Annotated in this window: 26 protein-coding genes; 18 read left to right on the plus strand and 8 right to left on the minus strand. The window is 70.2% G+C overall.

Annotated elements, in window-relative coordinates; translation table 11 throughout:
* Positions 1-225: 225 nt before the first annotated feature.
* From HOV91_RS17765 to HOV91_RS17820, 12 genes are all read left to right on the plus strand, one after another.
* A complete protein-coding gene (locus tag HOV91_RS17765; protein ID WP_014986166.1) occupies positions 226-420 on the plus strand; it encodes a ubiquitin-like protein Pup in 195 nt (64 codons plus the stop codon).
* 65 nt (positions 421-485) lie between these two features.
* Entirely contained in the window at positions 486-1,271 is a 786-nt protein-coding gene (prcB, locus tag HOV91_RS17770) for a proteasome subunit beta (protein ID WP_246350334.1), read from the plus strand.
* Between the two features lie 2 nt (positions 1,272-1,273).
* The gene (gene prcA / locus HOV91_RS17775) at positions 1,274-2,071 is read left to right on the plus strand and encodes a proteasome subunit alpha (protein WP_174186518.1); all 798 of its coding nucleotides are present in this window, start codon (positions 1,274-1,276) and stop codon (positions 2,069-2,071) included.
* 209 nt (positions 2,072-2,280) lie between these two features.
* A complete protein-coding gene (pafA, locus tag HOV91_RS17780; protein WP_174186519.1) occupies positions 2,281-3,639 on the plus strand; it encodes a Pup--protein ligase in 1,359 nt (452 codons plus the stop codon).
* A 22-nt stretch (positions 3,640-3,661) separates the two neighbouring features.
* A complete protein-coding gene (locus tag HOV91_RS17785; protein ID WP_174186520.1) occupies positions 3,662-3,958 on the plus strand; it encodes a thiamine-binding protein in 297 nt (98 codons plus the stop codon).
* Between the two features lie 127 nt (positions 3,959-4,085).
* A complete protein-coding gene (locus tag HOV91_RS17790) occupies positions 4,086-5,081 on the plus strand; it encodes a helix-turn-helix transcriptional regulator (protein WP_174186521.1) in 996 nt (331 codons plus the stop codon).
* Positions 5,078-6,055, plus strand: a complete 978-nt coding sequence (locus HOV91_RS17795) for a helix-turn-helix transcriptional regulator (protein WP_174186522.1) — start codon at positions 5,078-5,080, stop codon at positions 6,053-6,055. Before HOV91_RS17790 ends, HOV91_RS17795 begins: the two co-directional genes overlap by 4 nt.
* 22 nt (positions 6,056-6,077) lie before the next feature.
* On the plus strand, positions 6,078-7,127 hold the full coding sequence (locus HOV91_RS17800; protein ID WP_174186523.1) for a 2-dehydropantoate 2-reductase: 1,050 nt from the start codon (positions 6,078-6,080) through the stop codon (positions 7,125-7,127).
* Between the two features lie 64 nt (positions 7,128-7,191).
* The gene (gene tatA, locus HOV91_RS17805; RefSeq protein WP_174186524.1) at positions 7,192-7,452 is read left to right on the plus strand and encodes a Sec-independent protein translocase subunit TatA; all 261 of its coding nucleotides are present in this window, start codon (positions 7,192-7,194) and stop codon (positions 7,450-7,452) included.
* A gap of 97 nt (positions 7,453-7,549) precedes the next feature.
* A complete protein-coding gene (tatC, locus tag HOV91_RS17810) occupies positions 7,550-8,503 on the plus strand; it encodes a twin-arginine translocase subunit TatC (RefSeq protein WP_174186525.1) in 954 nt (317 codons plus the stop codon).
* A 3-nt stretch (positions 8,504-8,506) separates the two neighbouring features.
* On the plus strand, positions 8,507-11,209 hold the full coding sequence (locus HOV91_RS17815) for a DEAD/DEAH box helicase (protein WP_174186526.1): 2,703 nt from the start codon (positions 8,507-8,509) through the stop codon (positions 11,207-11,209).
* A gap of 161 nt (positions 11,210-11,370) precedes the next feature.
* Positions 11,371-12,060 (plus strand): DUF4333 domain-containing protein, encoded by a 690-nt coding sequence (locus HOV91_RS17820; RefSeq protein WP_174186527.1) that lies wholly within the window; start codon positions 11,371-11,373, stop codon positions 12,058-12,060.
* A 558-nt stretch (positions 12,061-12,618) separates the two neighbouring features.
* On the opposite strand, the gene HOV91_RS17825 is transcribed toward HOV91_RS17820, so the two are convergent.
* Positions 12,619-13,584, minus strand: coding sequence for a 5'-3' exonuclease (locus HOV91_RS17825; protein ID WP_174186528.1), 966 nt, complete (start codon positions 13,582-13,584; stop codon positions 12,619-12,621).
* An 84-nt stretch (positions 13,585-13,668) separates the two neighbouring features.
* Here HOV91_RS17825 and HOV91_RS17830 point away from each other — a divergent pair, with 84 nt between their 5' ends.
* Positions 13,669-14,796: a M24 family metallopeptidase gene (locus HOV91_RS17830; RefSeq protein ID WP_174186529.1), complete on the plus strand. Its 1,128-nt coding sequence runs from the start codon at positions 13,669-13,671 to the stop codon at positions 14,794-14,796.
* A 56-nt stretch (positions 14,797-14,852) separates the two neighbouring features.
* Here HOV91_RS17830 and HOV91_RS17835 read toward each other — a convergent pair whose 3' ends face one another.
* Positions 14,853-15,296, minus strand: a complete 444-nt coding sequence (locus HOV91_RS17835; protein WP_174186530.1) for a PPOX class F420-dependent oxidoreductase — start codon at positions 15,294-15,296, stop codon at positions 14,853-14,855.
* Between the two features lie 113 nt (positions 15,297-15,409).
* Between HOV91_RS17835 and dprE2 the strand changes: the two genes are divergently transcribed.
* The 4 genes from dprE2 to HOV91_RS17855 all read left to right on the plus strand — a co-directional run bounded on the left by dprE2 (position 15,410) and on the right by HOV91_RS17855 (position 18,888).
* Positions 15,410-16,165, plus strand: coding sequence for a decaprenylphospho-beta-D-erythro-pentofuranosid-2-ulose 2-reductase (gene dprE2 / locus HOV91_RS17840; protein ID WP_174186531.1), 756 nt, complete (start codon positions 15,410-15,412; stop codon positions 16,163-16,165).
* On the plus strand, positions 16,162-17,427 hold the full coding sequence (gene cbiE / locus HOV91_RS17845; RefSeq protein ID WP_312884669.1) for a precorrin-6y C5,15-methyltransferase (decarboxylating) subunit CbiE: 1,266 nt from the start codon (positions 16,162-16,164) through the stop codon (positions 17,425-17,427). The genes dprE2 and cbiE overlap by 4 nt, the downstream gene beginning before the upstream one ends.
* Positions 17,428-17,506: 79 nt before the next feature.
* Positions 17,507-18,124: a DUF8020 domain-containing protein gene (locus tag HOV91_RS17850; protein ID WP_174186532.1), complete on the plus strand. Its 618-nt coding sequence runs from the start codon at positions 17,507-17,509 to the stop codon at positions 18,122-18,124.
* On the plus strand, positions 18,121-18,888 hold the full coding sequence (locus tag HOV91_RS17855) for a cobalt-precorrin-6A reductase (protein WP_174186553.1): 768 nt from the start codon (positions 18,121-18,123) through the stop codon (positions 18,886-18,888). The genes HOV91_RS17850 and HOV91_RS17855 overlap by 4 nt, the downstream gene beginning before the upstream one ends.
* A gap of 27 nt (positions 18,889-18,915) precedes the next feature.
* On the opposite strand, the gene HOV91_RS17860 is transcribed toward HOV91_RS17855, so the two are convergent.
* From HOV91_RS17860 to HOV91_RS17880, 5 genes are all read right to left on the minus strand, one after another.
* On the minus strand, positions 18,916-19,446 hold the full coding sequence (locus tag HOV91_RS17860; RefSeq protein ID WP_174186533.1) for a PadR family transcriptional regulator: 531 nt from the start codon (positions 19,444-19,446) through the stop codon (positions 18,916-18,918).
* A gap of 58 nt (positions 19,447-19,504) precedes the next feature.
* Positions 19,505-19,942 carry a hypothetical protein gene (locus HOV91_RS17865; RefSeq protein WP_174186534.1) on the minus strand — a complete coding sequence of 146 codons (438 nt, stop codon included), beginning with the start codon at positions 19,940-19,942 and terminating at the stop codon, positions 19,505-19,507.
* Positions 19,943-19,974: 32 nt separating this feature from the next.
* Positions 19,975-21,537 carry a precorrin-3B C(17)-methyltransferase gene (gene cobJ, locus HOV91_RS17870; protein WP_174186535.1) on the minus strand — a complete coding sequence of 521 codons (1,563 nt, stop codon included), beginning with the start codon at positions 21,535-21,537 and terminating at the stop codon, positions 19,975-19,977.
* Positions 21,534-22,169 carry a precorrin-8X methylmutase gene (locus HOV91_RS17875; protein WP_174186536.1) on the minus strand — a complete coding sequence of 212 codons (636 nt, stop codon included), beginning with the start codon at positions 22,167-22,169 and terminating at the stop codon, positions 21,534-21,536. Before HOV91_RS17875 ends, cobJ begins: the two co-directional genes overlap by 4 nt.
* 103 nt (positions 22,170-22,272) lie before the next feature.
* Positions 22,273-22,710, minus strand: a complete 438-nt coding sequence (locus HOV91_RS17880; RefSeq protein ID WP_174186537.1) for an Lrp/AsnC family transcriptional regulator — start codon at positions 22,708-22,710, stop codon at positions 22,273-22,275.
* Positions 22,711-22,847: 137 nt separating this feature from the next.
* On the opposite strand from HOV91_RS17880, the gene ddaH reads away from it, so the two are divergent.
* On the plus strand, positions 22,848-23,693 hold the full coding sequence (gene ddaH, locus HOV91_RS17885) for a dimethylargininase (protein ID WP_246350336.1): 846 nt from the start codon (positions 22,848-22,850) through the stop codon (positions 23,691-23,693).
* Positions 23,694-23,715: 22 nt separating this feature from the next.
* Here ddaH and cobG read toward each other — a convergent pair whose 3' ends face one another.
* Positions 23,716-24,903, minus strand: a complete 1,188-nt coding sequence (gene cobG / locus HOV91_RS17890; protein WP_174186538.1) for a precorrin-3B synthase — start codon at positions 24,901-24,903, stop codon at positions 23,716-23,718.
* Positions 24,904-25,520 lie beyond the last annotated feature (617 nt).

Genomic DNA, 25,520 nt, shown 5'->3' on the forward strand with positions numbered 1-25,520 from the left:
CGGCCGCCGCGTCCGCGACGAAGGAGCAAGCGGCGGCCGCTCGGACGCGAGCCACAAAGGGGCCGCGAACCCGCCGCGCCCGCGCGGCCAAGGACACAGCAAAATAGGCGGCACACCCTCGGTGCTGGTAGGTAGTGTTGAGGGACGAGCACGGACAATGCTCATGATCGGGATCGTGCTCACGATGGGTCCCGGTCATGGTGAGGACAGAGGAGGTCGGCTGCCATGGCACAAGAGCAGACCAAGCGCGCCGGGGGTGGCGACGAGGACGAGGGCCCGGACGGTGTGGATGCCGCCGGTCAGGAGCGCCGCGAGAAGCTGGCGGAGGAAACCGACGACCTGCTCGACGAGATCGATGACGTGCTCGAGGAGAACGCCGAGGACTTCGTCCGCGCGTACGTGCAGAAAGGTGGCCAGTGACAGTCGGTGACCCCTCGCGTCTCCACCTGGGGTACGCCCTCTCTTCTTTCTCCGACTACCTTCGTATGCATGCTCCGGACCTGTTGCCCGCCACCAGGTTCGAGCAGGGTGCCGCCGGATTCTCCGGCGGCACTTCCGCGAAGGAGATCGCTCCGCACGGCACCACCATCGTCGCGGTGAGTTACCGCGGCGGTGTGCTGATCGCCGGTGACCGGCGCGCCACGCAGGGCAACCTGCTGGCCAGCCGGGACATCGAAAAGGTCTACATCACCGACAGCTATTCCGCGGCGGGCATCGCGGGTACCGCGGGCATGGCGGTGGAGATGGTGCGGATCTTCGCGGTGGAGCTGGAGCACTACGAGAAGCTCGAGGGCGTGCCGCTGACTTTCGACGGCAAGGCCAACAAACTGTCGAAGATGGTGCGCGAGAATCTGCCCGCGGCCATGCAGGGTCTGGCGGTGGTGCCGATGCTGGTCGGCTACGACCTGGACGCCACCGATCCGGACAAGGCGGGTCGCATCGTGTCGTTCGATGTGGTGGGTGGACGCAGCGAGGAGCGTTTCGGGTACGCCGCGGTCGGTTCCGGCTCGGTGTTCGCGAAGTCCGCGCTGAAGAAGTTGTACGCCAAGGGGATCGATCAGGAGCGCGCGCTGCGTATCGCCGTCGAGTCGCTGTTCGACGCGGCCGACGACGACACCGCGACGGGCGGCCCTGATCTGGTGCGCGGCATCTACCCGACGGCGATCGTGGTGGACGAGGAGGGTGCGGTCGAGGTGGCCGAGGCACAGCTGGCGGAGATCGCCCGCGGGATCGTCGCCGACCGTGAGGCCGCCGAAGAAGGGAGCGCTTGATCATGACGTTGCCGTACTACGCGTCGGCCGAGCAGATCATGCGCGACAAGACCGAGCTGGCGCGCAAGGGCATCGCTCGGGGGCGCAGCGTGGTGGTGCTGACGTACGACAAGGGTGTGCTGTTCGTCGCGGAGAACCCGTCCACGACGCTGCACAAGGTGAGTGAGCTCTACGACCGGGTCGGGTTCGCCGCGGTCGGCAAGTACAACGAGTTCGAGAATCTGCGCAGGGGCGGCATCCTGCAGGCCGACATTCGCGGGTATCAGTACGATCGCCGCGATGTCACCGGCCGTGCGCTGGCCAACGCCTACGCGCAGGCTCTGGGCACGATCTTCACCGATCAGCTCAAGCCCTACGAGGTGGAGATCTGTGTGGCGGAGGTGGGCTATCCGGAGCAGGCGTCGCAGTCGGTGCTGTACCGGATCACCTTCGACGGGTCGATCGTGGACGAGCGGGAGTTCGTGGTGATGGGCGGCACGACCGAGCCGATCGTCACCGCGTTGAAGTCGTCCTATCAGCAGGGGCTCGACCTGGCCTCCGCGGTCGGCGTCGCGGTGCGCGCGCTGCAGGCTGGCCTGCCGGAGGGCGCCGAGAAGGAGAAGCGGGCGCTCGGTGTGAGCTCGCTGGAGGTCGCGACCTTGGAGCAGGCGCGTCCGCGCCGGGCGTTCCGGCGGGTGACCAGTGCCGCGCTGGAGCGTTTGCTGAATCCGGCGCAGGACGGCGCCTCCGCGTCGGAGGACAGCGCGTCCGGGGCGACGGACGAGGAGCCCGCGGCGAAGGAGGCTCCGCCGGCGGAGTGATCCGCCGGGGGCCGACGAGCTCGGCGGCCCGCGAACGGCGCTTCGTTCGCGGGCCGCTTCGGCATGTCCCCAGGTGTGCATCCTCCGGTGGAAGTGGGGTTTCACCCGGGCAAATTCCGACAAAGCGGGCCAAATCGTTGTGAAGACGTATGCATGCGGGTTGTTCGGTGCACCACGCAAGTCCCTGACATGGCTGTAATGTCGATGGTGTGCAGCGACGAATTATGGGGATCGAGACCGAGTTCGGTGTGACATGCACCTTTCACGGTCACCGTCGACTGTCCCCCGACGAGGTGGCCCGGTATCTGTTCCGCCGGGTGGTGTCCTGGGGCCGTAGCTCGAACGTGTTCCTCCGCAACGGTGCTCGGCTCTACCTCGATGTCGGGTCCCATCCGGAGTACGCGACCGCGGAGTGCGACAACCTGGCGCAACTGGTGACCCACGACCGTGCGGGCGAGCGGGTCCTCGAAGAGTTGCTGATCGACGCCGAGCAGCGTCTGGCCGAAGAAGGCATCGGCGGCGACATCTACCTGTTCAAGAACAACACCGACTCCGCGGGCAACTCCTACGGCTGCCACGAGAACTTCCTCGTGGTCCGCGCGGGGGAGTTCTCCCGGATCTCCGACGTGCTGCTGCCGTTCCTGGTCACCCGCCAGCTGATCTGCGGTGCTGGCAAGGTGCTGCAGACGCCGAAGGCGGCCACGTTCTGCCTGTCGCAGCGCGCGGAGCACATCTGGGAGGGCGTCTCCTCGGCGACCACCCGCTCGCGGCCGATCATCAACACCCGCGACGAGCCGCACGCCGACGCGGAGAAGTACCGCCGCCTGCACGTGATCGTTGGCGACTCCAATATGTCGGAGACCACGACCATGCTCAAGGTCGGCACGGCCGCCTTGGTGCTGGAGATGATCGAGGCAGGCGTCTCCTTCCGCGACTTCGCCCTGGACAACCCGATCCGCGCGATCCGCGAGGTCTCGCACGACCTGACCGGTCGCCGTCCGGTGCGCCTGGCCGGAGGACGGCAGGCGAGCGCCTTGGACATCCAGCGCGAGTACTACGCCCGTGCGGTGGAGCATCTGCGCAACCGGGACCGCGATCCCCAGATCGACCAGGTGGTCGACCTGTGGGGCCGCACCCTGGACGCGGTGGAGGCGCAGGACTTCGCGAAGGTCGACACCGAGATCGACTGGGTGATCAAGCGCAAGCTGTTCCAGCGCTACCAGGACCGCTACGGCATGGAGCTGTCCGATCCCAAGATCGCCCAGCTGGATCTGGCCTACCACGACATCAAACGCGGCCGCGGCGTCTTCGACCTGCTGCAGCGCAAGGGTCTGGCCAAGCGTGTCACCGAGGACGAGGCCGTGGACGCCGCGGTGGACACCCCGCCGCAGACCACCAGGGCCAAGCTGCGCGGTGACTTCATCACCGCCGCGCAGGAGGCGGGCCGGGACTTCACCGTCGACTGGGTGCACTTGAAGCTGAACGACCAGGCGCAGCGCACCGTGCTGTGCAAGGACCCGTTCCGTTCGGTCGACGAGCGCGTCGATCGCCTGATCGCGTCCATGTGAGTGGGGCGGCTCTGATCGAAGCATGATCATCGCCTTTTCCGTCACACCGCTGGGCACCGGCGTCGATGTCGGGCGCGCCGTCGCCGAGGCGGTGCGCGTGGTGCGTGCCAGCGGGCTGCCCAACCACACCGATGCCATGTTCACCACCGTCGAGGGCGAGTGGGACGAGGTGATGGCCGTGGTGAAGCGGGCGACCGATGCCATCCTCGCCGTAGCGCCGCGGTGCAGCCTGGTGCTGAAGGCCGACATCCGGCCCGGCGTGAGCGACGCGATCACCGCCAAGGTGGAGAAAGTCGAGCGCTACCTGGCCGAGGGGTGACAACCACCGTCTGCCGAGGTGTAGCGAGACCGAGCACGGGCCGCGACCATGCCGCGGCGAAGTCGCGGCCGAACAATACGCCGCGCCGCCGCGCGGTGGTGGGGGCGCGCAGATTACCCTCTATCGGGTGGCGATAACCAAGGTCGAGCGGCTGATGAATCTGGTCATCGCGCTGCTGTCGACCCGGCAGTTCCTGACCGCGGAGCGGATCCGGGAGAGCGTCGCCGGATACGAGGACTCCGCCAGCGACGAAGCGTTCAGCCGGATGTTCGAGCGGGACAAGAACGAGCTGCGCGATCTGGGCATCCCCCTGGAGGTCGGTCCGGTGAGCCGGTACTCGACGATCGAGGGCTACCGGATCAACCGCGACGCCTACGAGCTACCCGACATCGACCTGACCGATCAGGAGGCGGCCGCCGTCGCCGTGGCCGTGCAGATGTGGGAATCGCCGGAGCTGGCCGCCGCCGCGGAGGGCGCGCTGCTCAAACTGCGTGCGGCGGGCATCCATGTGGAGACCGACGCCGCCGTGGCGTCGGTGCCGGCCGTCCCGGCCCGCACCCGTGGTTCGGAACCGGTGCTCGGCAAACTCCTCGCCGCGATCGACGCGGGCCAGGCGGTGCGGTTCGAGCACCGCTCGGCGATCAACGCGCCCTATCTCATGCGCGACGTGGAGCCCTGGGGCGTCGTCACCCACCACGGCCGCTGGTACCTGGTCGGGCACGACCGGGACCGGGACGCGGTGCGCAGCTTCCGGTTGTCCCGGATCGGCGACGACGTGACCGCCTACGGCCCGCGCAACGCCGTGCGCAAGCCGGATGACATCGATCTGCGCACCATCGTCGACCAGGTCACCAGCACCGGGCCGGTCAGCGGATCGGCGACGGTGTGGGTGGCCGAGGGGCGGGGACGGGAGATCCGCAGGCTCGGGCAGGTGACCGGCACGCGCACGATCGGCGGCCGCGCGGGCGCCGTGGTCGAGTTGCCGGTGCGATCTCGGGACTGGCTGGCCCGGCTCATCACCGGGCTGGGGCCGGACGCCGTGGTGCTGGCGCCCGAGGCACTGCGCGCCGATGTCATCGCGCGACTGCGCTCGGTGTTCGACCACACGGAGGTGCGGGCATGAGCTCGCGGCTGTCGGTACGTCTTTCCCGGCTGCTGAACATGATCCCGTACTTCATCGCGCATCCCGGCATCAGCGCCGCCGAGGCCGCCGCCGACCTGGGTGTCACGACCAAGCAGCTGATGAGCGACCTCAATCAGCTGTGGATGTGCGGACTGCCCGGATACGGCCCCGGCGATCTGATCGACCTGTCGTTCTCCGAGGAGAGCATCGAGGTCACCTTCTCCGCGGGCATCGACCGGCCGCTGCGGCTGACCTCCACGGAAGCGACCGCGTTGCTGGTCGCACTGCGCTCGATCGTGGAGATGCCCGGCATGGTCGACCCGACCGCGGCCCACGCGGCCATCGCGAAGATCGAATCGGCGATCGCGGGCGGCGCGGCTCCGGTCGAGGACGGGCGCTCGCGAACGCCGCCGCAGGAGGCGCCCGCGGTGGCCGCCGTGCGCTCGGCGCTGGCGCTGGGCCGGACCCTGCGGCTGGTGTACTACTCGGCCAGCCGCGACGTGGTGTCCGAACGTGTCGTCGACCCGATCCGCATCGTCCTGGTGGACGACAACAGCTATCTGCAAGCCTGGTGCAGGCAGGCCGAGGGCGTGCGCCTGTTCCGCTTCGACCGGATCGAGGCCGCGACCGAGCTGGACGAGCCCGCCCGGCCGCCCGAGCATGCCACGCAGGCGACGGCGGGGCTGGACCTGTTCCAGGACGACCCCGCGGTCCCTTTGGCGCGCTTGCGGATCCACGCCGATTACGCTTGGGTTCTCGATCAGTACCCGATGCACCGGCTCGCGGTGCATCCCGACGGCAGCCTGGAGGCGAGCATGCGGTTCGCCACGCTGGACTGGATGGCGCGCCTGCTGCTGGGTTTCGGGTCGGGCGTCACCGTTCTGGGGCCGCCGGAACTGGTCGCGGCGGTGCGCGAGCGGTCCAACGCCGCGCTTGCCGCCTACGAGGAAGCCGGATACCTGGAGGCCCGATGAGGCACGAAGAGGCCCTACCGGCATGAACAGTCGCGTGCTGGTGGTCGGTGCGGGCAGCATCGGCAATTTCGTCGGCGGCAAGCTCGCGGTGGCGGGCGCGGATGTCACCCTGGTCGGCCGCAGGCGGGTGCTCGACGACCTCAGCGCGGCCGGGCTGCGGCTCACCGACCTCGACGGCGGGGACGAGACGCTGCCCCCGGAGCGATTCCACGTCGCGACCGAACCCGACGACGTAGGATCGGCCGATCTGGTGCTGATCACGGTGAAATCGGCGGCGACCGCGGAGGCGGTGCGCGAACTGAGCGGCAAGATCCGTCCGGGCACCGTGGTGCTGAGCCTGCAGAACGGCGTCGGCAACGACTCGGTGATCCGGGAGATCCTGCCGCACTGCGTGGTCTTGGCGGGCATGGTGATGTTCAACGTCGTGCACCATCCCGGCGGACATTTTCATCGCGCCACCGAGGGCGGTCTCGCGGTGCAGGACGATCCGGCGCTGGCGCCGTTCCTGGACGTGTTCGAGCGGACCGGACTCGGCGTGCGCCGGTATCCCGACCTGCGGCCGGTGCAGTGGGCGAAGCTGCTGCTCAACCTCAACAACCCGATCAACGCGCTGTCCGGGCGCCCGCTGCGGGAGGAACTCGCCGACCGGGACTACCGCCGCTGCCTGGCCCTGACCCAGCGCGAAGCGCTCGCGGTGATGACCAAGGCGCGAATTCGCCCGGCGCGGCTGACGCCGCTGCCGCCCCGGGTGATGGCCACGCTGCTGACCGTGCCCGACCGCCTTTTCCAGCGGGTGGCCGGGCAAGTGCTGGCCATCGATCCGATGGCGCGTTCGTCCATGGCCGACGACCTTGCACTGGGCCGCACGACCGAAATCTCCTGGCTGTGCGGGGAAATCGTCGGGCTGGGCGCGATGGTCGGGATGCCGACGCCGGTCAACCAGCGGCTGATCGAGTTGATCGTCGCCGCCGAGCAGGGCGACCGGCGCGCGTGGACCGGCCGCGACCTGCTCGGCCAGTTGCGGGCCGCCGGGGCGGGCAGCACGCCCCAACACCGGGCGAACGAGCGGTGACGGCGGCGTTCGCGCACGTCACGGTCCGGTAGCATCGGGATATCACAGTCTTGGGAGGTAGATCATGGGCAGTCTGAGCATCTGGCACTGGCTGATCATTGCGGTGGTTTTCGTGATGTTCTTCGGCGCGAAGCGGATGCCCGACGCGGCCCGCAGCCTGGGCCGATCGTTGCGCATCTTCAAGAGCGAGGTGAGCCAGATGCACAACGAGAGCAACGCGTCCAATTCCGGCGCGTCCGCTCAGCAGCCCGCGCCGCAGTTGCCCGCCGCGCAGCAGCCGACGCAGTCGGCCACCGAGCCCCGCACCGAGCCGAAGTCGATCTGAGCGGATCCGCTCGCGCCGGAGTGAGGAAGAACTCACTCCGGACCTAGTGCTGTTGCCGCGCTGAGCGAGGCACTCAACCCAGGGGCGATCACCAACCATGCGAATCCCGTTCGATCCGCGGCGTAGCAAGCGCAGGACCAACCCCGACGGCACGATGTCGTTGGTCGAGCATCTGCAGGAGTTGCGGTACCGGTTGCTGGTGTCGATCGCGGCGGTGATCGCGACGACGGTGCTGGGTTTCCTGTGGTACGCGCACGGGTTCCTCGGGGTCGACAGCCTCGGTGAGATCCTGCGCGGGCCGTATTGCTCGCTGCCCGCTTCGGCGCGCGCGACGTTGAGCACGGACGGCGCGTGCCGTCTGCTGGCGACCGCGCCGTTCGAGCAGTTCACGTTGCGGTTGAAGGTCGGCATGACCGCGGGCGTGGTGCTGGCTGCGCCGATCTGGCTGTATCAGTTGTGGGCGTTCATCACCCCGGGGCTGTACACCAAGGAACGCAAGTACGCGATCTGGTTCGTGTCCTCGGGCACGGTGTTGTTCGCCGCGGGGGCGGTGCTGGCGTACGTGGTGATCGCGCACGCGTTGAGCTTCTTGCTGACCATCGGCGACAACGTGCAGATCACGGCGCTGAGCGGGTCGCAGTACTTCAGCTTCATCATCCAGTTGCTGATCATCTTCGGCGTCAGTTTCGAGACGCCGTTGCTGATCATCGGGCTGAACCTGGTCGGCGTGCTGACCTATGTGCGGCTGAAGGCGTGGCGGCGGGGGATCACGTTCGGTCTGTTCGTGTTCGCGGCGATCGTGACGCCGCAGGATCCGTTCTCCATGTTGGCGCTGGCGCTGGCGCTGACGGTGTTGTTCGAGGTGGCGATCCAGTTCTCCCGGATCAACGACCGGCGCCGGGCGCGTAAGGAGCGCGCGGGCTTGGGCGCGTTGTCCGACGAAGAAGCCTCCGAGCTGGACGGGCCGGACCCGATCGATCCGGCCGAATCGGTCTCCACGCCCGCGGAGAAATCCGCACGACCGGTGTCGGACTACTCCGATACGCTCTGACGAGTGACAGATGACCGGTCGCAGACGGGCGAATTGGCCGTATTTTCCGCCGAACTGAAGTTCCGGCTGGATCCGTTTCAGCACGACGCCTGCGCGGCGCTCGAAGAAGGCCACAGTGTCCTGGTCTGTGCCCCGACCGGCGCGGGAAAGACGGTCGTGGGCGAATTCGCCGTCCACTTGGCGCTGGCCGCGGGCGGGAAGTGTTTCTACACCACACCGATCAAGGCGCTGTCGAACCAGAAGTTCGCCGATCTGACCGAGCGGCACGGCCGCGCGAGCGTCGGGCTGCTGACCGGCGACCAGTCGATCAACCCGGACGCGCCGGTGGTCGTGATGACCACCGAGGTGCTGCGCAACATGCTCTACGCCTCCTCGGACGCGCTGCGCGGATTGTCCTACGTGGTGATGGACGAAGTGCACTACCTGGCCGACCGCTTCCGTGGCGCGGTGTGGGAGGAGGTCATCCTGCACCTGCCGCCGGACGTGCGGTTGGTCAGCCTCTCGGCCACGGTCAGCAACGCCGAGGAGTTCGGGGCCTGGATGGAGACCGTGCGCGGCGACACCGCGGTGGTGGTCGACGAGACCAGGCCGGTGCCGCTGTGGCAGCACGTCATGGTGGGGCGGCGGATGTTCGACCTGTTCGACACCAAGTCCACCGACCAGAAGGTGCTCGTCGACGAAGACCTGGTGCGGTTCATCCGCCACCGCGAGGCCGCCGACCGGATGAACAGCTGGGGTCCCCCGCGCAACGGCCGCGGCGGACCGCGCCGGGACTTCCGTCCGCTGCCGCGGCCGGAGGTGCTCGCGAAACTGGACGACGAGGGCCTGCTGCCCGCCATCACGTTCATCTTCAGCCGGGCGGGCTGCGACGGCGCGCTCGCGCAGTGCCTGCGGTCGCGGTTGGACCTGAGCCGTCCGGAGGAGCGCGACCAGGTCGACGCGATCATCGACAAGCACACCGGCGATCTGCCGAAGGCCGATCTGGAGGTGCTCGGCTACTGGGAGTGGCGCGAGGCGCTGCACCGCGGTCTGGCCGCGCATCACGCCGGAATGCTCCCCGCGTTCCGGCACACCGTCGAGGAACTGTTCGTCAACGGGTTGGTGCGCGCCGTCTTCGCCACGGAGACGCTGGCGCTCGGCATCAATATGCCCGCGCGCACCGTTGTGCTGGAACGGCTGGTCAAGTTCAACGGCGAGTCGCACGCCGAACTCACCCCGGGGGAGTACACCCAGCTGACCGGGCGCGCCGGGCGGCGCGGCATCGACGTCGAAGGTCACGCGGTGGTGCTGTGGCAGCCGGAGGTGGACACCAGCGCGGTCGCCGGTCTGGCCTCGACCCGCACCTATCCACTGCGCAGCTCGTTCCGGCCGGGCTACAACATGTCGATCAACCTCATCGACCGGATGGGCGCCGACGAATCGCGCGCCCTGCTGGAGCGCTCGTTCGCCCAGTTCCAGGCGGACCGGTCGGTGGTCGGGTTGGTGCGCGGCATCGAACGCAACGAGGCCGCGCTGCGCAAGCTGCGCGATCAGCTCGGCGGTGCGGAAGGCGGATTCCTGGACTACCTGTCGCTGCGGGAGCGGATCAAGCAGCGGGAGCGCCAGCTGGCTCAGCAGAGCCGTGCCGACCGCAGGGGCGCCGCGGTGGACGCGCTCGGTGCGCTGCGGCGCGGTGACGTGGTGGCGATCCCCTCCGGCCGCCGCGCCGGGCTCGCGGTGATCCTGGAGCCGGACGCGACGCCGGGCGATCCGCGGCCACTGGTGCTCACCGAGGACAAGTGGGCGGGGCGGGTGTCGGTCGCCGACTTCCCGGTGCCCGCCGAGGCGCTCGGGCACATGCGGCTGCCGCGCCGAGTGGACCATCGGACCGCGCGCACCCGCCGCGATCTGGCCTCCGCGCTGCGCAGCACCGGCATCTCGGTGCCCGGCCGGCCCCGCCGCGGCAGGCAGTCGGCCGCGGCCGACGACCGGGAACTGGCCACGCTGCGCCGCACCCTGCGCGCGCATCCTGCGCATTCCCGGCCCGATCGTGAGCAGCTTGCCCGGGTGGGCGAGCGCTACAACCGGTTGCAGCGCGAGACGGACGCGATGCGCCAAAAGGTTGCCGCGACCACCAACTCGCTGGCGCGCACGTTCGATCGAATCCTCGGCCTGCTGGAGGAACGCGGTTTCGTGCACGAGAGCGAGGTGACCTCGGACGGCCGCAGGCTGGCCCGCATCTACGCCGAAAGCGACCTGCTGGTCGCCGAATGCCTCCGGCAGGGGCTGTGGCGCGGCCTCGGCGCGGCCGAACTGGCCGGCGTGGTGTCGATCCTGGTCTACGAATCCCGCCAGGAGGGCGGATATCTCGGCGCGAGCGGACCCACGGCGCCGATCCGGCGGGCCATCGGCGCGACCATCGGGATCTGGTCCGAGCTGCGGTCCGACGAAGCGCGGCACAAGCTGCCGCCGACCAGGGAGCCCGATCTGGGATTCGTCGACGGTGTCTACAAATGGGCGCGCGGTGACGGGTTGGCCGAGTCGTTGCTCGCCAGCGGCGACCAGGGCGCGCCGCTGTCGGCCGGTGACTTCGTGCGCTGGTGCCGACAGGTGATCGATCTGCTCGACCAGATCCACGGCACCGCTGACGATCCCGAGGTCGCCGCCACCGCGGCCAAGGCGGTGCGGGCGATCCGGCGCGGTGTCGTCGCGGTGGACGCCGCCTGACCGCTGCGTGCGACGAGCCCGGCGGCGGCAATAGCAACGCGGCGGATTCGATTGTGATTTGATTTCTTTCGCGTACCGACCGTGGCGGAGTAGTCGTGTCATGCGACGAGGCCCACGCGGGGGGCTACCGTGTGTACAACGATGCGAGTGGAGGCAAGCAGATGAGCGGCCCGTACGGACCGAACGACCCCGGGGAGGGACGCAACGATCCCACCCAGCAGTGGGGTGGACAGCAGGCGCCGGGCGGGGCCGGTCCCACGCAGCAGTGGGGCGGTCAGCCGCAGACCCCGGCCTCGGCACAGCCGACCCAGCACTGGGGTGAGCAGCAACCGCAGCAGCAGTGGGGCCAGCAGCCGCCGCAGCAGCAGTGGGGACAGCAACCGCAGCAACCCCAGTGGGGCCAGCAACCGCAGCAGCCCCAGCCGCAGTGGGGTCAGCAACCGCAGCAGGACTGGGGCCAGCAGGGCCAGCAGCCGCAGTGGGGTCAGCAGCCGCAGCAGCAGTGGGGCGCTCCCGGCCAGCAGCCGCCGCAGCAGGGCGGCAAGGGCAAGGGCCTGATCATCGGCCTGTCCGTGCTCGGCGTCGCGGTGGTCGGCGCGATCGTCGCGCTCGTGCTCGTGCTGACCGCCACGGACCAACTGGACCAGGCCGCGGTGCAGGACGGCGTGAAGAAGGTGCTGTCGGACTCCTACGGCATCCAGGACATCAGCGACGTCTCCTGCCCGTCCGGCCAGGAAGTCAAGGTCGACGCCACCTTCGAATGCAACGTGAAGGTCAGCGGCGAGGCCAAGAAGGTGACCATCAAGATCACCAAGGACGACGGCACCTACGAGGTCGGTCGCCCGAGCTGAATCGTTTTTCCAGCGCCTGCTGTGTTGGTTTTGCCAGCGCCTGCGGCGCTGGGTGTTCGCGGCCCCCTGGTGGCTCGCGTCCGAGCGGCCGCCGCTTGCTCCTTCGTCGCGGACGCGGCGGCCGCTCGGACGCGAGCCGGGCCGCGAACGGGCAATGCTCGGTCTCGCTTCGCTCGAAAGTCGTGGTTGCGGTGCGCTGGGCGCGTTTGGAATGCGAGTTGGGCACAGGGTGCACGTGACTCGCTGGGGCCAGGCCCTCGGGGTGGCTCAGGGCTTGTGGGGCGGCTGTGTTGGTTTTGCCAGCGCCTGCGGCGCTGGGTGTTCGCGGCCCCTTTGTGGCTCGCGTCCGAGCGGGGCCGCGAACGGCGGATGCTCGGTCTCGCTTCGCTCGAAACCGGGAGCTGAGCCGGTCTGGTTGCGTGCGTGGGCGGATAGGTGCGCTGCCAGGGGTTTCGCTGTAGAGACGGGAGGGGCGACGCTGATGAGCGGCGCGTAGGTCTCGCTTCGCCGCTGAGTCGGCGTCTGGTTGCGCGGGCGGTGAGCCTGGGTGTTCTCGCGTCAGGCGGTGCGTGCGGCTAGTGCCGTGATCAAGCGTGTGACGGGGCTCTCGGCGTTGTAGGCGGTGGCGAGGGCGCGGAGTCGGTCCGTGTCGGCCGGTTCGGTGGGGAGGACGTCGCTGCGGGACAGGGCTACCTCGGCGTCGCGGACCACCCGGACCACCGGGGCGGCGGCTTTCAGGTAGTCCTCGGCGGCGCGCAGCCGGGCGCGCACGCTTTGCGACAGGTCGGCGTCGGGATCCTCGACGGCCGCGACCAGGGCGTCCAGCGAGCCGAAACGGGAGATCAGCGTGGAGGCGGATTTCTCGCCGATGCCCGCCACACCGGGCAGGCCGTCGGAGGCGTCACCACGCAGAGTGGCCATGTCGGCGTAGGCGGGGCCGGCGTTGCGCAGCGGCACGCCGTACTTCGCGGCGACCTCGGCCGGACCGAACAGTTCTGCCTTGGCCAGACCCCGTCCGGCGTAGAGCACCCGCACCGGGGGCGCGGGCTCGTCCCGGACCAGCTGCAGCAGGTCACGGTCACCGCTGACCACGACGACGTCGTCGGTGCGCTCGCGGGTCGCCAGGGTGCCCAGCACGTCGTCGGCCTCCAAGCCGTCCGCGCCGCCGGTCGCGATGCCCGCCGCCGCCAGCACCTCCAAGATCATCTCGACCTGGGGGGTGAGCGTGTCGGGCACACTCTCGGCGCCGGGAGCGGCCTGCGCCGACGTATCGAGCCGGTGTGCCTTGTAGGACGGCACCAGATCGACCCGATAGGCCGGGCGCCAGTCCAGGTCCAGGCACACCACCAGCCTGCTCGGTGCGAACTTGGTGATCAGCGACGCGACCATGTCGGTGAAACCACGCAGCGCGTTCACCGATCGGCCGTCGGGCGCGGTGATCTTGTCGGGGATGGCGTGGAAGGCGCGGAACCACAGACTGGCACCGTCCAACAGCAACAGGGGCCCACCGGAAGCAGAGGTCACGGGCTGAGGCTACTCGCCCGCACCGACACCGCCCCGGCGAAGTTCGGCGTTCCTCCGGCGCGCGTGACGGGTAACGTCGGGCAAATGAGCTCGCATACGGATTCGAGGTTCGCGGCGGACGTCTACGGCGCACGACTAGAGCGTGCGGTGGAGCTGATGCGGGCCGCCCACCTCGACGCGTTGCTGATCACTCCGGGGCCGGACCTGCGCTACCTGATCGGCTCGGCGGCCGAATCGTTCGAGCGGCTGACCTGCCTGGTGATCCCGGCGGACGGCGCGACGCCGTCGGTGGTGATCCCGAAACTGGAGCTGGCATCGCTGGAGGCTTCGGCGGCGGGTGAATTGGGTCTGCAAGTGCTGGACTGGGTCGACGGCGCCAACCCGTACACCCTGGTGAAGTCCGCGCTGCACGTCGGCTCGCGGGTGGCCGTGGCCGATGTCATGCCCGCGCTGCATCTGCTGCCGCTGGCCGAGTCGTTCACCGGCCTTCCGGTATCGGCCACTCCCGTCCTGCGCGAGCTGCGCATGATCAAGGACGCCGCCGAGGTGGACGCGCTGCGCCGGGCAGGCGCCGCGATCGACCGGGTGCACGCCCGGATGGGGGAGTTTCTGCTGGAGGGCCGCACCGAGGCGGAGGTCGGGCGCGCCATCGCGGACGCGATCGTGGCGGAGGGGCATACCGAGGCGGCGTTCGTCATCGTCGGCAGCGGTCCGCATGGCGCGGACCCGCATCACGACGTGTCCGAGCGCCGGATCGAGGCCGGGGACGTGGTGGTCGTCGACATCGGCGGCCCTGTCGAACCTGGCTATTACTCCGACTCCACCCGCACCTACGTCATGGGCGAGCCCGCCCCGGAGGTCGCGGCCCGTTACGCCGAACTGGAGCGCGCCCAGGCGGCGGCGGTCGCGGCCGTCCGCCCGGGAGTCACCGCGGCCGCGGTGGACGCCGCTGCGCGAAATCCGTTGACCGAAGCCGGCTTCGGACCTGCCTTCGTGCACCGCACGGGCCACGGAATCGGCCTGTCGGTGCACGAGGAGCCCTACATCGTCGCGGGCAACGACCTCGTCCTGCAGCCCGGCATGGCCTTCAGTGTGGAGCCCGGCATCTACTTCCGCGGCGAGTGGGGCGCGCGGATCGAGGACATCGTTGTCGTGACCGAGGACGGCGGCGAATCCTTGAACAAGCGACCGCACGGTCTCGCGGTCCTGTGATCGACGGCTGACCGCGGAGCGCTTCGCGGCAGCTGCGGAGGCGTGCGGCGGGGACCCTACGCGTGGGCGCCGTTCCCGCCGGGTTTCCCGTCCGCGGCAGGCGCCACGAGCGTGCTGCTGGACAGGACGCGCCGGACTCGGATGGCGATCACCACGCGCGTCGGGTTCTCCCGCGGCACGCGGTAGCGACCGGCGTACCGCTCGACGGCCTCGGCGACCTCAGCGGGGGCGTCGAGGACGGTCGCCGGGCCCTCCAAGGTAATCCACCGGATCCCGTCGACCTGACTGACCGCCGCGTAGCCGTTGCGGCGCACATTGCGGACCTTCACCGACCCGTCGTTGGTGATCACGCGCGCGATCCCGGCGTCCCGGTCCCAGGTGAACCCCACGGCCACCACGTGCGGCGTCCCGTCCGCGCGCAACGTCGTCAGCGTGGCGAGGTGCCGTTCGGCGACGAACTCGAGGGCGGCGGGCGACAACTCAGCAGTACTCGTCGGCATCTTCCGACCGTAGCCTCCGGCGCCCCGTGGTGTCCCAGCAGCCCGGCCGGCGACGCTCACCGGGTGGGTGAGCGATGACGGGCAACGCCCATGGTAATGACAGACTGGGGCGCATGGGAACGCGTGGATTGGCCGACGGGACCGTACTGCTGCTCGGCGGTCGCAGCGAGATCGGGCTCGAAGTGGCGCGGCGGCTCGCCCCCGGTCGCGCGGTGGTGCTCGCGGCCCGGCGCAGCGACGAGTTGGCCGCGCAGCGCGCGCAGATCGAGGCCGCGGGCGCGAGCGACGTGCACACCGTCGAATTCGACGCCGACGACACCGCGAGTCATCCGGCGCTGCTGGAGAAGATCGACGCGGAGCACGGGCCGATCGGCATCGCGGTGCTGGCGTTCGGCGTGCTCGGCGATCAGCAGCGCGCCGAGCGGGATCCCGCCCACGCGGCGGCGATCCTGCACACCGACTTCGTCGCCCAGGCCAGTGTGCTCACCACCCTGGCGAACCTGCTGCGCACGCGCGGCGCAGGACAGATCGTGGTGTTCGGCTCGGTCGCCGGCGTGCGGGTCCGCCGCGCCAACTACGTCTACGGATCGGCCAAAGCGGGGCTCGACGGATTCGCCTCGGGTCTGGCGGACGCGCTGCACGGCAGCGGGGTTCGGTTGCTGCTGGTGCGTCCCGGGTTCGTCATCGGGCGGATGACCGAGGGAATGTCGCCCGCTCCCTTCTCCAGCACCCCGGACCAGGTAGCCGCTGCCGTGGTCGACGGTCTGCGCCGCGGCGCGAGCCGGGTCTGGGTGCCGTGGATCCTGCGCCCGGTGTTCTTCGGGATGCGCCTGCTGCCGCAAGCGATCTGGCGTCGGATGCCGCGGTGAGCGCCGCACCCGTGCGCTGGGCAGGCCCGCCGATCGCGGTCGTCGGCATCGGCGCCGACGGCTGGGACGGTCTCGGTCGCGCCGCGCGGGAGGCCATCGGCGACGCCGAGATCCTGTTCGGTTCCGCGCGCCAGCTCGCTCTCGTGCCGCCCGATGTGGCGGCGAGACGGGTGAGGTGGCCGTCGCCCTTGTCGTCCGCCCTGCCCGGGCTGCTGGAACAGCACGCCGGCGCGCGGTTGTGCGTGCTGGCCAGCGGTGATCCGATGTTCTACGGGATCGGCGTCACCTTGGCCCGGCTGCTCGGCGCACCCGCGCTGCGCGTGCTGCCGCAGCCGTCGTCGGCTGCGCTGGCCTGCGCCCGACTGGGGTGGCCGCTGGCCGAGACCCCGGTGGTCAGTGTGGTGGGGCGTCCGCTGGCGACGGTGCTGCCGGAGCTGGCCGACCGCAGGCGGCTGCTGGTGCTCAGCGTCGACGAGCACACCCCCCGGGAGCTGGCGGACTTGCTCGGGCGGCACGGTTTCGGCGGGTCGGAACTGGCGGTGTTCGAGCAACTCGGCGGCCGCGCCGAACGTCGACGCGCCGGAATCGCGAAGCAGTGGGATCACCCGCCGGGCGATCCGCTGAACATCGTGGCCGTCACCTGCGCGGCCGACCCGGGTCTGCCGCGTGCCACGCGCCTGCCCGGCCTGCCCGACGAACTGTTCGGTGGAGACGGTCAACTCACCAAGCACGAGATCCGCGCCCTGACGCTGGCGGCGCTGGCGCCGGCTCCCGGCGAGCTGCTGTGGGATGTCGGCGGCGGGTCGGGCAGTATCGCCATCGAGTGGTGCCGAGCGCATCCGGGCAACCGGGCTGTCGCGTTCGAGCGGCTCGAGCGCAGGCGGCGGCAGATCGCCGACAACGCCACCGCGCTGGGCGTGCCGCACATCCTGGTGCGTGGCGAGGTGCGCGCCGAACTCGCCGACGACACCGAAAGCGCCGCGCCCGACGCGATTTTCGTCGGTGGGGGCCTGACCCAGGATGGCGTGCTCGAGACATGCTGGGCGCAGCTGCGTCAGGGCGGCAGGCTCGTCGCGAACGCGGTGACCGCGGAATCGGAATCCCTGCTGCTCAGCTGGTCGAGCGCCCAGGGCGGCGTGTTGCGGAAGTTCCAGATCTACCGCGGGGAGCCCTTGGGCTCCTTCACCACGTGGCGCCCCCACCTCCCGGTCGCGCAGTGGTCTGTGGTGAAATCCGCGTCCGGGTTCCCCGCAGAGGGGTGAACACGTTACCGGTCACGCGGTAGGGTCGGGGCCGAGTTCCGATCATGATCGGGAAATTCGATTCCTGTTGGGGAGATAGATGAGATACAAGAAGTTCGCCGCTACCGCATTGCTGGCTGTCGCCGCCACCGGGGTCACGGCCGGTACCTCCTACGCCGATCCCACGCCGCCCGCGGCGCAGGACCAGGCCGCGGCCGCGCCCGCGGTCACGGGCACCGATCAGGGCGTCGGCTACGCGCTGCGGCTCGCCGACGCGGGCAAGTCGGTCGTCACCAGCGTGACCGGCGGCGCGTTCAGCGTCGACACCGCCAACCAGGCGGTCACCCTGAAGAATTCGGCGGGTGAGACCGTCACCAGCATTCCGCTCACCGCTACCGCCAAGGGCCAGGAGGTCCGGATCGCCGCGGCCGTCGCCGACGAGGGCAGGCAGCTGACGCTGACGCCGCAGGTCGAGCCGACCGCCAACGCGCCGGTCGCCGCCGAGTTCATCGGCGCGCAGGAGTGGTTCTTCGCCGAGTTGCAGCGCGCCTCGCTGGGCGCGCTGGTCGGCGGTCTGATCGGCGCCGCCATCGGCATCGTCTTCTTCGGTGTCGGCATCCTGCCGGGCGCGGTGCTCGGCGCGCTGATCGGTCTGGCCGTCGCGGGCGGGCCGTCGCTGCTGAACGCGGGTATCGCCTACTTCAGCGGTCAGCCCTGAGAGTTCTGATCCTGGGCGGCACCCGCGACGCGCGGGAGCTGGCCCACATCGCTTCCGGCGAGCGAGGATTCGAGATCGTGTCCTCGCTCGCCGGTCGTGTGCGTGCGCCCCTGCTGCCCGAGGGCACGGTCCGGGTCGGCGGCTTCGGCGGCGCCGAGGGACTGCGGGCCTGGCTCGCGGCCAACGACGTGGCCGCGATGGTGGACGCCACCCACCCGTTTGCGGCGGGTATCAGCGCCAACGCCGCGGCGGCCGCGCGCGCTGCGGGTGTGCCTCTGGTGCACCTGCGCAGGTCCAGGTGGGTGCAGCAGGCGGGGGACCGGTGGATCCGCGTACCCGATCTCGCCGCCGCCGCGAAGGAAACGGCCGCCCATGGCGCGCGAGTCTTCCTCACCATCGGCAGGCAAGGCGTCGACGCGTTCGCCGGACTCGACGAGCAGTGGTTCCTGATCCGCGCCATCGATCCGCCGGAGGGCGCGCTGCCGCCCCGGCACGAAGTGCTCCTCGCCCGTGGGCCGTTCGCGCTCGAGGAAGAAGCGCGGTTGCTCGCCGAGCATCGGATCGACGTACTCGTCACCAAAGACAGTGGCGGCGATCAGACAGAAGCCAAACTCGCCGCCGCCCGAGCGGCGGGAATCCCGGTCGTCGTCGTGGACCGCCCGCCGTTGCCCGAAGGCGCGCGGATCGTGGAAACCGCTGCGCAGGCGCTGGATTGGCTGCACGAGACGCGCGCCCGGCATGGGGGATCGGCCGGGGCCCGATAGCGGTGAGCCGCGGCGCGGTCGGTGCGATCAGCGGTCGAGCAGTTCCGGGAGATGGTCGAACCACTCCAGCACCGCCCGCTCGTAGCGGATCCCGAAATCCAGTGTGGCGCGGGCGAATGCCGGCATCCCGGACGGGTCTTCGGCCAGATATCGCGTGAGCCGCGCCTGATGGATCTCCCGGTTGGCCGCGACGATGCCGTCGAGCCGGTCGCGATCGAGATGCTCACCGAAGGAGAGCGTGAGCAGCAACGGCACCCGGATGGTCTCCCCGCCGGGATCGCGGGCGATCCATTCCAGGAACGCTTCCCGGCCCGCGTCGGTGAGGTGGTAGGGCGTCCGTTCTCTCGCTCCGGTCTCGCCCTTCTCGACCAGTCCCGCCGCGTCCATCGTGGCGAGTTCCCGGTACACCTGGCTCTGCGTGATCGTCCAGAAGTCGCCGATGCGCTCCTGGGCCTCGGTGACCAGATCCCACCCCGACATGGGGCCTTCGTGCAGAAATCCGAGCAACGACGCCGCCGTCGAGTTCAGCGGCTTGCGTCTGGTCGCGGTGTCGGTCAAACGACTGCTCCCTTCGCTCTCAACATTCCATAGTGGAATGTTACCTGAACGGTGCGGGTCAGGCGTCGCCGACCAGTTTGTCGAGCCGGGCGAGCACCTGCGCCATGCCTTGCTCCAGCCGTGCCTGGCCCTGTTCGAGCTGCGCCTGGCCGCGCGTCAACGCCGCCTGGCCCTGTTCGAGCTGCGCCTGGCCGCGCGCCAACGCCGCCTGGCCCTGTTCCAAACGGACCTGTCCCTGTTCGAGCACCGTGACCCTGCGGTTGAGCTCGCCCACGTTCTCGCGCAGAATTCCGACGTCCCGGTGCAATTCGCCGACGGTTTCGCCGATGGTCTCCGCGCGTCGATCGATGCGGCCGATGCTGTCCAGCGTTCGCCTGGTCAGCGCCGCTAGTTCATTGAGGACCTCGCCCTGCTCGTCGAGTGCCTGTTCGCTCGCGGTGGCCCTGGCTTCCAGGGCTCGGGCGCGCAGCGTCAGCTCCGACAGTGTCGCGGCCAAGGTCCCTCCGATCTTCGGTGCGTCAGGCGATACTACGCGCCGTCGGTCGCGGCGTCGCGCGCGCGACCGTAGCGCCGGGAGGTGTAGACCCGGGTGCCGGCGTCGGTCTCGACCGCCGCCGTGGTCGACGCGCCGATGATCAGCAGCGTACGCATGTCCACCTGCTCGGGGTCGAGGTCGCCGAGCGGTACCACCCGCACCGATTCGGCCGGGCCCCCGACGTCACGCCCCACGACGACGGGCGTGTCGGGCTTGCGGTGCTCCAGCAGCAGATCGCGCATCGCGCCCACCTGCCAGGTGCGTTGCGAGGAGGCCGGGTTGTAGATCGCGATCGCCATGTCGGCGGCCGCCACGGCGGAAAGGCGTTGCGCCACCACCTCCCACGGCTTGAGCCGATCGGAGAGCGAGATCATCGCGTAGTCGTGGCCCAGTGGTGCGCCCACCCGGCTGGCCACGGCGTTGGCCGCGGTGAGACCGGGTAGCACCCGCACGGGCACCGCACGCCACTGCGGGTCGGCGGCTTCCTCCAGCACCGCCGCCGCCATCGCGAAGACGCCGGGATCGCCCGAGGAGACGACGGCGACCCGTCCGCCGCGCTTGGCCAGATCCAAGGCCATGGCCGCGCGCTCGGATTCGACCCGGTTGTCGCTGGCATGCCGACGCTGCCCTGGACGTTCGGGCACCCGGTTCAAGTAGGTGGTGTAGCCCACCAGGTCGGTGGCGTCCGCCAGAGCCGCGCGCACCTCGTCGGTGGTCCACTCCGGCGCGCCGGGGCCGAGGCCGACCACGACGACCGCACCGACGCGGGCGGTCTCGTGCGTGCCGGTTTGCCGCGCCGCCACCGGTCTCGCCGCCGGGGGCAGCGGCGTGGTCGGTTCGGGACCCGGCACCAGGGTGATGGCGAAGTAGGGCACTTCCGCGTCGTCCACCGCGGTGGCGTGCAGCACGCGCTGGTCGGTGGTGCTCGCGCGCTCCACGTAGTACGCCCCGGCGAGTCGACCGGAATCCGAAAGCGCCTGCCGCACCCCGGGATAGGTGCGCCCCAGCTTCATGATCGCGGCCGCGTCGGTGGTGCGCAGCCGCTCGGTGAGCTCCTCGACCGGCATGGTGCCCGGCAGGACGGTGAGCACCTGCTCGCCCTCGACCAGCGGCGTGCCCAGCGCCGCCGACGCCGCGCTCACGGAGGTGATGCCGGGGATGATCTCGGCTTCGAACCGGTCGGCCAGCCGCCGGTGCATGTGCATATAGGAGCTGTAGAACAGCGGGTCGCCCGCGGCGAGCAGCGCGACCGAACGCCCCGCGGCGAGGTGCCCGGCCAGCCGTTCGGCGGCCTGCTCGTAGAATTCGTCGATCGCGCCCTGGTAACCGCCCGGATGCTCGGTCGTCTCGGTGGTCACGGGATAGACGAGATGCTCCTCCAGTTGGCCAGGGCGCATGTACGGCGCCGCGATGCGACGGGAGATACTGCGACCGTGGCGTGCGCTGTGGAACGCGATGACGTCTGCCGCGCCGATCACGTTGGCCGCCTTGACCGTTACCAGTTCGGGATCGCCGGGACCGAGTCCCACGCCCCAGAGCTTGCCAGGAGCGCTCATTCCTGCTCACTCGCGATCGCGTTCAGCGCGGACGCGGTGATGGCGCTGCCGCCCCGCCTGCCGCGCACCGTGAGGTATTCGACGCCGCCGAAATCGATCAGCGCGTCCTTCGATTCGGCCGCCCCCACGAACCCGACCGGAATGCCGAGCACGGCGGCGGGCCGGGGCGCGCCCGCGTCCAGCAGATCGAGCAGATGGAACAGCGCCGTCGGCGCGTTGCCGATCGCGACGACGGCGCCGTCGAGCCGGTCGAGCCACAGTTCGAGCGCGGCGGCGGAGCGGGTCGTGCCCTTGGCCGCGGCCAACTCCGGCACGCGCGGATCGGCGAGGGTGCACAGCACCTCGTTGCCCGCGGGCAGTCGCTTCCTGGTGACGCCCGACGCGACCATGGTGGCGTCACAGAGAATCGGGGCGCCCGCGCGCAACGCCGCCCGAGCCGAGGCGACCACACCGGGGGAGAAGGCGATGTCCGCGGCGAGATCCACTTGCCCGCAGCCGTGGATCATTCGCACCGCGACCTGCGCCACGTCCGGCGGGAATCCGCTCAGATCGGCCTCGGCGCGGATCGTCGCGAACGAGCGACGGTAGATCTCGGCCCCGTCGGTCAGGTAGCTGGCACGTACGTCGGACATGCGGTCCACCCTATGGGTGCGGGTCCCGACAGGTCGGTCCGGGTCGGGCGCCGCGCATCCCGGGCCGAAGCCGCCGGAATGCCGGGCGCGGGACGCCACGGGATCAGGTTCGCGGACGCTCGAGAATCCGCGACATGACGATGGCGCTGCGGGTGCGGCCGACCCGGGCGTTCTCCCGGATCCGCTCCACCGTCACCTCGATCTCGGCCATGTCGGTGGCCATCACGTGCACCAGCGCGTCGGCCTCGCCCGCGATCGTCCACACGCCCACCACCTGCGGGATCGGATCGAGGCTGCGTTTGAGTTCGGCGGGGGAGATGTTGTCGCGGTAGTACACCTCGACGTACGCCTCCGTCTTCCAGCCCAGCGCCGCGGGATTGACCAGCGCGGTGAACCCGGTGATCTGTTTGCCCGCCACCAGCCGGTCGACCCGGCGTTTCACCGCGGGCGCGGACAGGCCGACCACGCCGCCGATCTCCTGGAACGAGGCTCTGGCGTTCCTCAGTAGTTGCTCGAGGATTCGGCGGTCGAGGTCGTCCACGTCACACCTTCTCTCGGCACACGCAATAATTCGCACATTTCTGGGGTATCTGCGCAACGAATCGTTGTTTCAGGCGCAATGCTAGTCGACTTACCTTCGTATCAGCTGATAGTCCATGCTGACCTCAGGGAGTTCCGTTGACGTCTGTAGCCACCCTCCCCGTCGAGTTCGCCGCACGCCGTTCGTCGCCGCGCCGGTTCGTGATGTGCCGTCCCGATCACTTCGACGTCACCTACTCCATCAATCCCTGGATGAATCCCGCAGAGCCCGTCGACCGCGCACTTGCCGTGCGGCAGTGGGAGGCGTTGCGCGCCGCCTACACCGAGCACGGGCACACCGTGGACGTGGTGCCCGGTGTGGCGGGCCTGCCCGACATGGTGTTCGCCGCCAACGGCGGGCTGATCATCGGTGACCGCGCGATGTCGGCCCGCTTCACCCATGCCGAGCGCGCCGCGGAAGGCCCCGCCTACCACGCCTGGTTCACCCGATGCGGCGTGCCGAACCTGGTGGCCGCCACGGAATGCAACGAAGGCGAAGGCGATTTCCTCCTGGTCGGTGACCGGCTCCTGGCCGGGATGGGATTCCGCAGCTCGCCGGCCGCGCACGAGGAGGTGGCGCGGTACTTCGGTCTGCCCGTGGTGTCGCTGGAACTCGTCGACCCGCGCTTCTACCACCTGGACACGGTGCTGCTTCCCTTGGACGGCGACACCATCGCTTACTACCCGCCCGCTTTCAGCCCGGCGGCCCGCGCGGTGCTGGCCGACCTCTACCCGGACGCGATCGTGGCCACCGACGCGGACGCGGCCGTGCTCGGATTGAACGGAGTCTGCGACGGTTTCCACGTCTTCCTCAGCAGTGCGGCCACCGATCTGAGCGAAGCCCTGCGCGCACGTGGCTACCACCCGGTGGGCATCGAGATGTCCGAACTGCTCAAGGCCGGTGGCGCGGTCAAATGCTGCACCCTGGAGGTCCACGGCAGGTGACCTGCGCGGCGCGGTGGGACGGTCAGTCGACGCGATAACCGTCGTCGGTCGCTACGACATCGGTGACTTCGCCCTGGGGGCGGCCGCAGCGGCGATCGCACCCGGACCAATGCTGACGTCCGGCAACCGCCACGTCCGGCGCGGGCATCGTCCGCGCACGGTCGGCCGGATCGGCAACGCGGGGCAGGACCCGGCCCGTGCCGACCGCGTCGGCGGCGTCGGCCCGGACGTCGGTGCGCGACTTCGCGCACCCCGGTTGTCCGGCGCAGGCGCTGACCAGCAGCCACGGCGAGTCGGCGTCGAAGATCAAGCCCATCGGGGCCAGCACGCGCACCACCTGTTCGGCGGTCCACTCCGCGAGGTCGGTGACCACCAGGCTGCGCCACGGCGTGACGAGGACCGGCCGCTCGACCGCGGCGAGGAATTCGGCGGTCCGGGCGGGCAGGGAGCCGAGGCGCACACCGGCGCCGAGGGCGACCGATCCGTCGTCCTGCTCGAGCCAGCCGATCGGGATGCCCGGCGCCGCGGGGAATTCGAGCCGCTCGGCGACAGGGGACCGGCCCAGGCCGTCGGCGACGCGTTCGGCGCCGTGTTCGATGTCGCGCAATCGCCAGCGGCCCGCGTCGTCGCCGCGCAGTTCCAGGAACGCGTGTGCGGCGGCGAGCATGACGTCGACCGCGTCGGCGGCGGGCAGCCGCAGGCCACTGTCGCCGCCCGCCAGCAGCAGCGCGAACTCGTCCGGTCCGACGGCGTGCACACCGATGTCGCCGCCGAGTCCGCTGACGTCGCCGCGTCCGTCGTCGAGGGTGAACAGCACCCGGCCGGGCAGGTCGGCCAGTCGCGGCGCCGCGAGCAGGCCCGCGTCCAGCGCGGAGACCAGCGGGTGCACGTCGGCCAGGCCGCCGATCCGGCCGGACAGCGGCGAGGCGACGATATTGCGCACCCGATCGTGCGTGGCGCTCGGGAGGAGGCCCGCGGCCGTGAGCCGGTCGGTCAGTGCCCCCGCGTCGCGCACCTGGCGCAATTGGACGTTGCCGCGTGAGGTGAGTTCGATGTTGCCGTCCGCCAAGTCGTGCGCCGCTTCTGCCAGCGCCTGCACCTGGGCGGGCGCCAGGAGCCCGCCGGGCACCCGGATCCGCGCCAGCGGCCCGTCCGCCGCCTCGTGCAGCCGCAGCACGCCCGGGCAGGAATCAGCAGCAGATCGTGTCATACGACCCCAGCCTACGGACCCGCCGCGGTGAACCGGCCGCGCACCCGAGTTCGGTCGGGTGCCGGTCGCGGCATCGGAAACGGTGCTTTCGGTGTATTGCCCACGAGCGTTGTTGACAGTGGCGCATGTCAACCGGACGAGCGCAGTTGCGCCGGGCAGGGGGCGTGATGCGGGCCGCGGACAGTTGGCGTTGCCTTCGGGGAAGGTGTCATGCGGGCAAATCGCCTGTGGCGCAGGGCTGTGGTGTCCCCGCCCAATGGGGCCATCAGTCGGTGCGGCGGGCGGCCCACACGATGCGTTCGGTGCGTACGGCGAGGTCCTCGCGGTGCAGGATGCTGTGCGGGCTGCTGGTGTCGAGTAGCCGGTCCAGGGCGGCGCAGTCCTCGGGGTGAGGATGTCGGCGATGCCGTGGCGGATGCGGTGCAAGATGCTGTGCGGGCTGCTGGTGTCGAGTAGCCGGTCCAGGGCGGCGCGGTCCTCGGGGGCGAGGATGTCGGCGATGCCGTGGCGGATGCGCTGCAGGGTGCTGAGCGCGTAGGTGCTGACGGCTCTGTTGCGGGAGCTTTCGATGTTGACGGTGGTGGTGCGTTCGCGTTCGACCATGCGCATGGCGCACC

Source organism: Nocardia barduliensis, assembly GCF_013315795.1.
GTDB lineage: Bacteria > Actinomycetota > Actinomycetes > Mycobacteriales > Mycobacteriaceae > Nocardia > Nocardia barduliensis.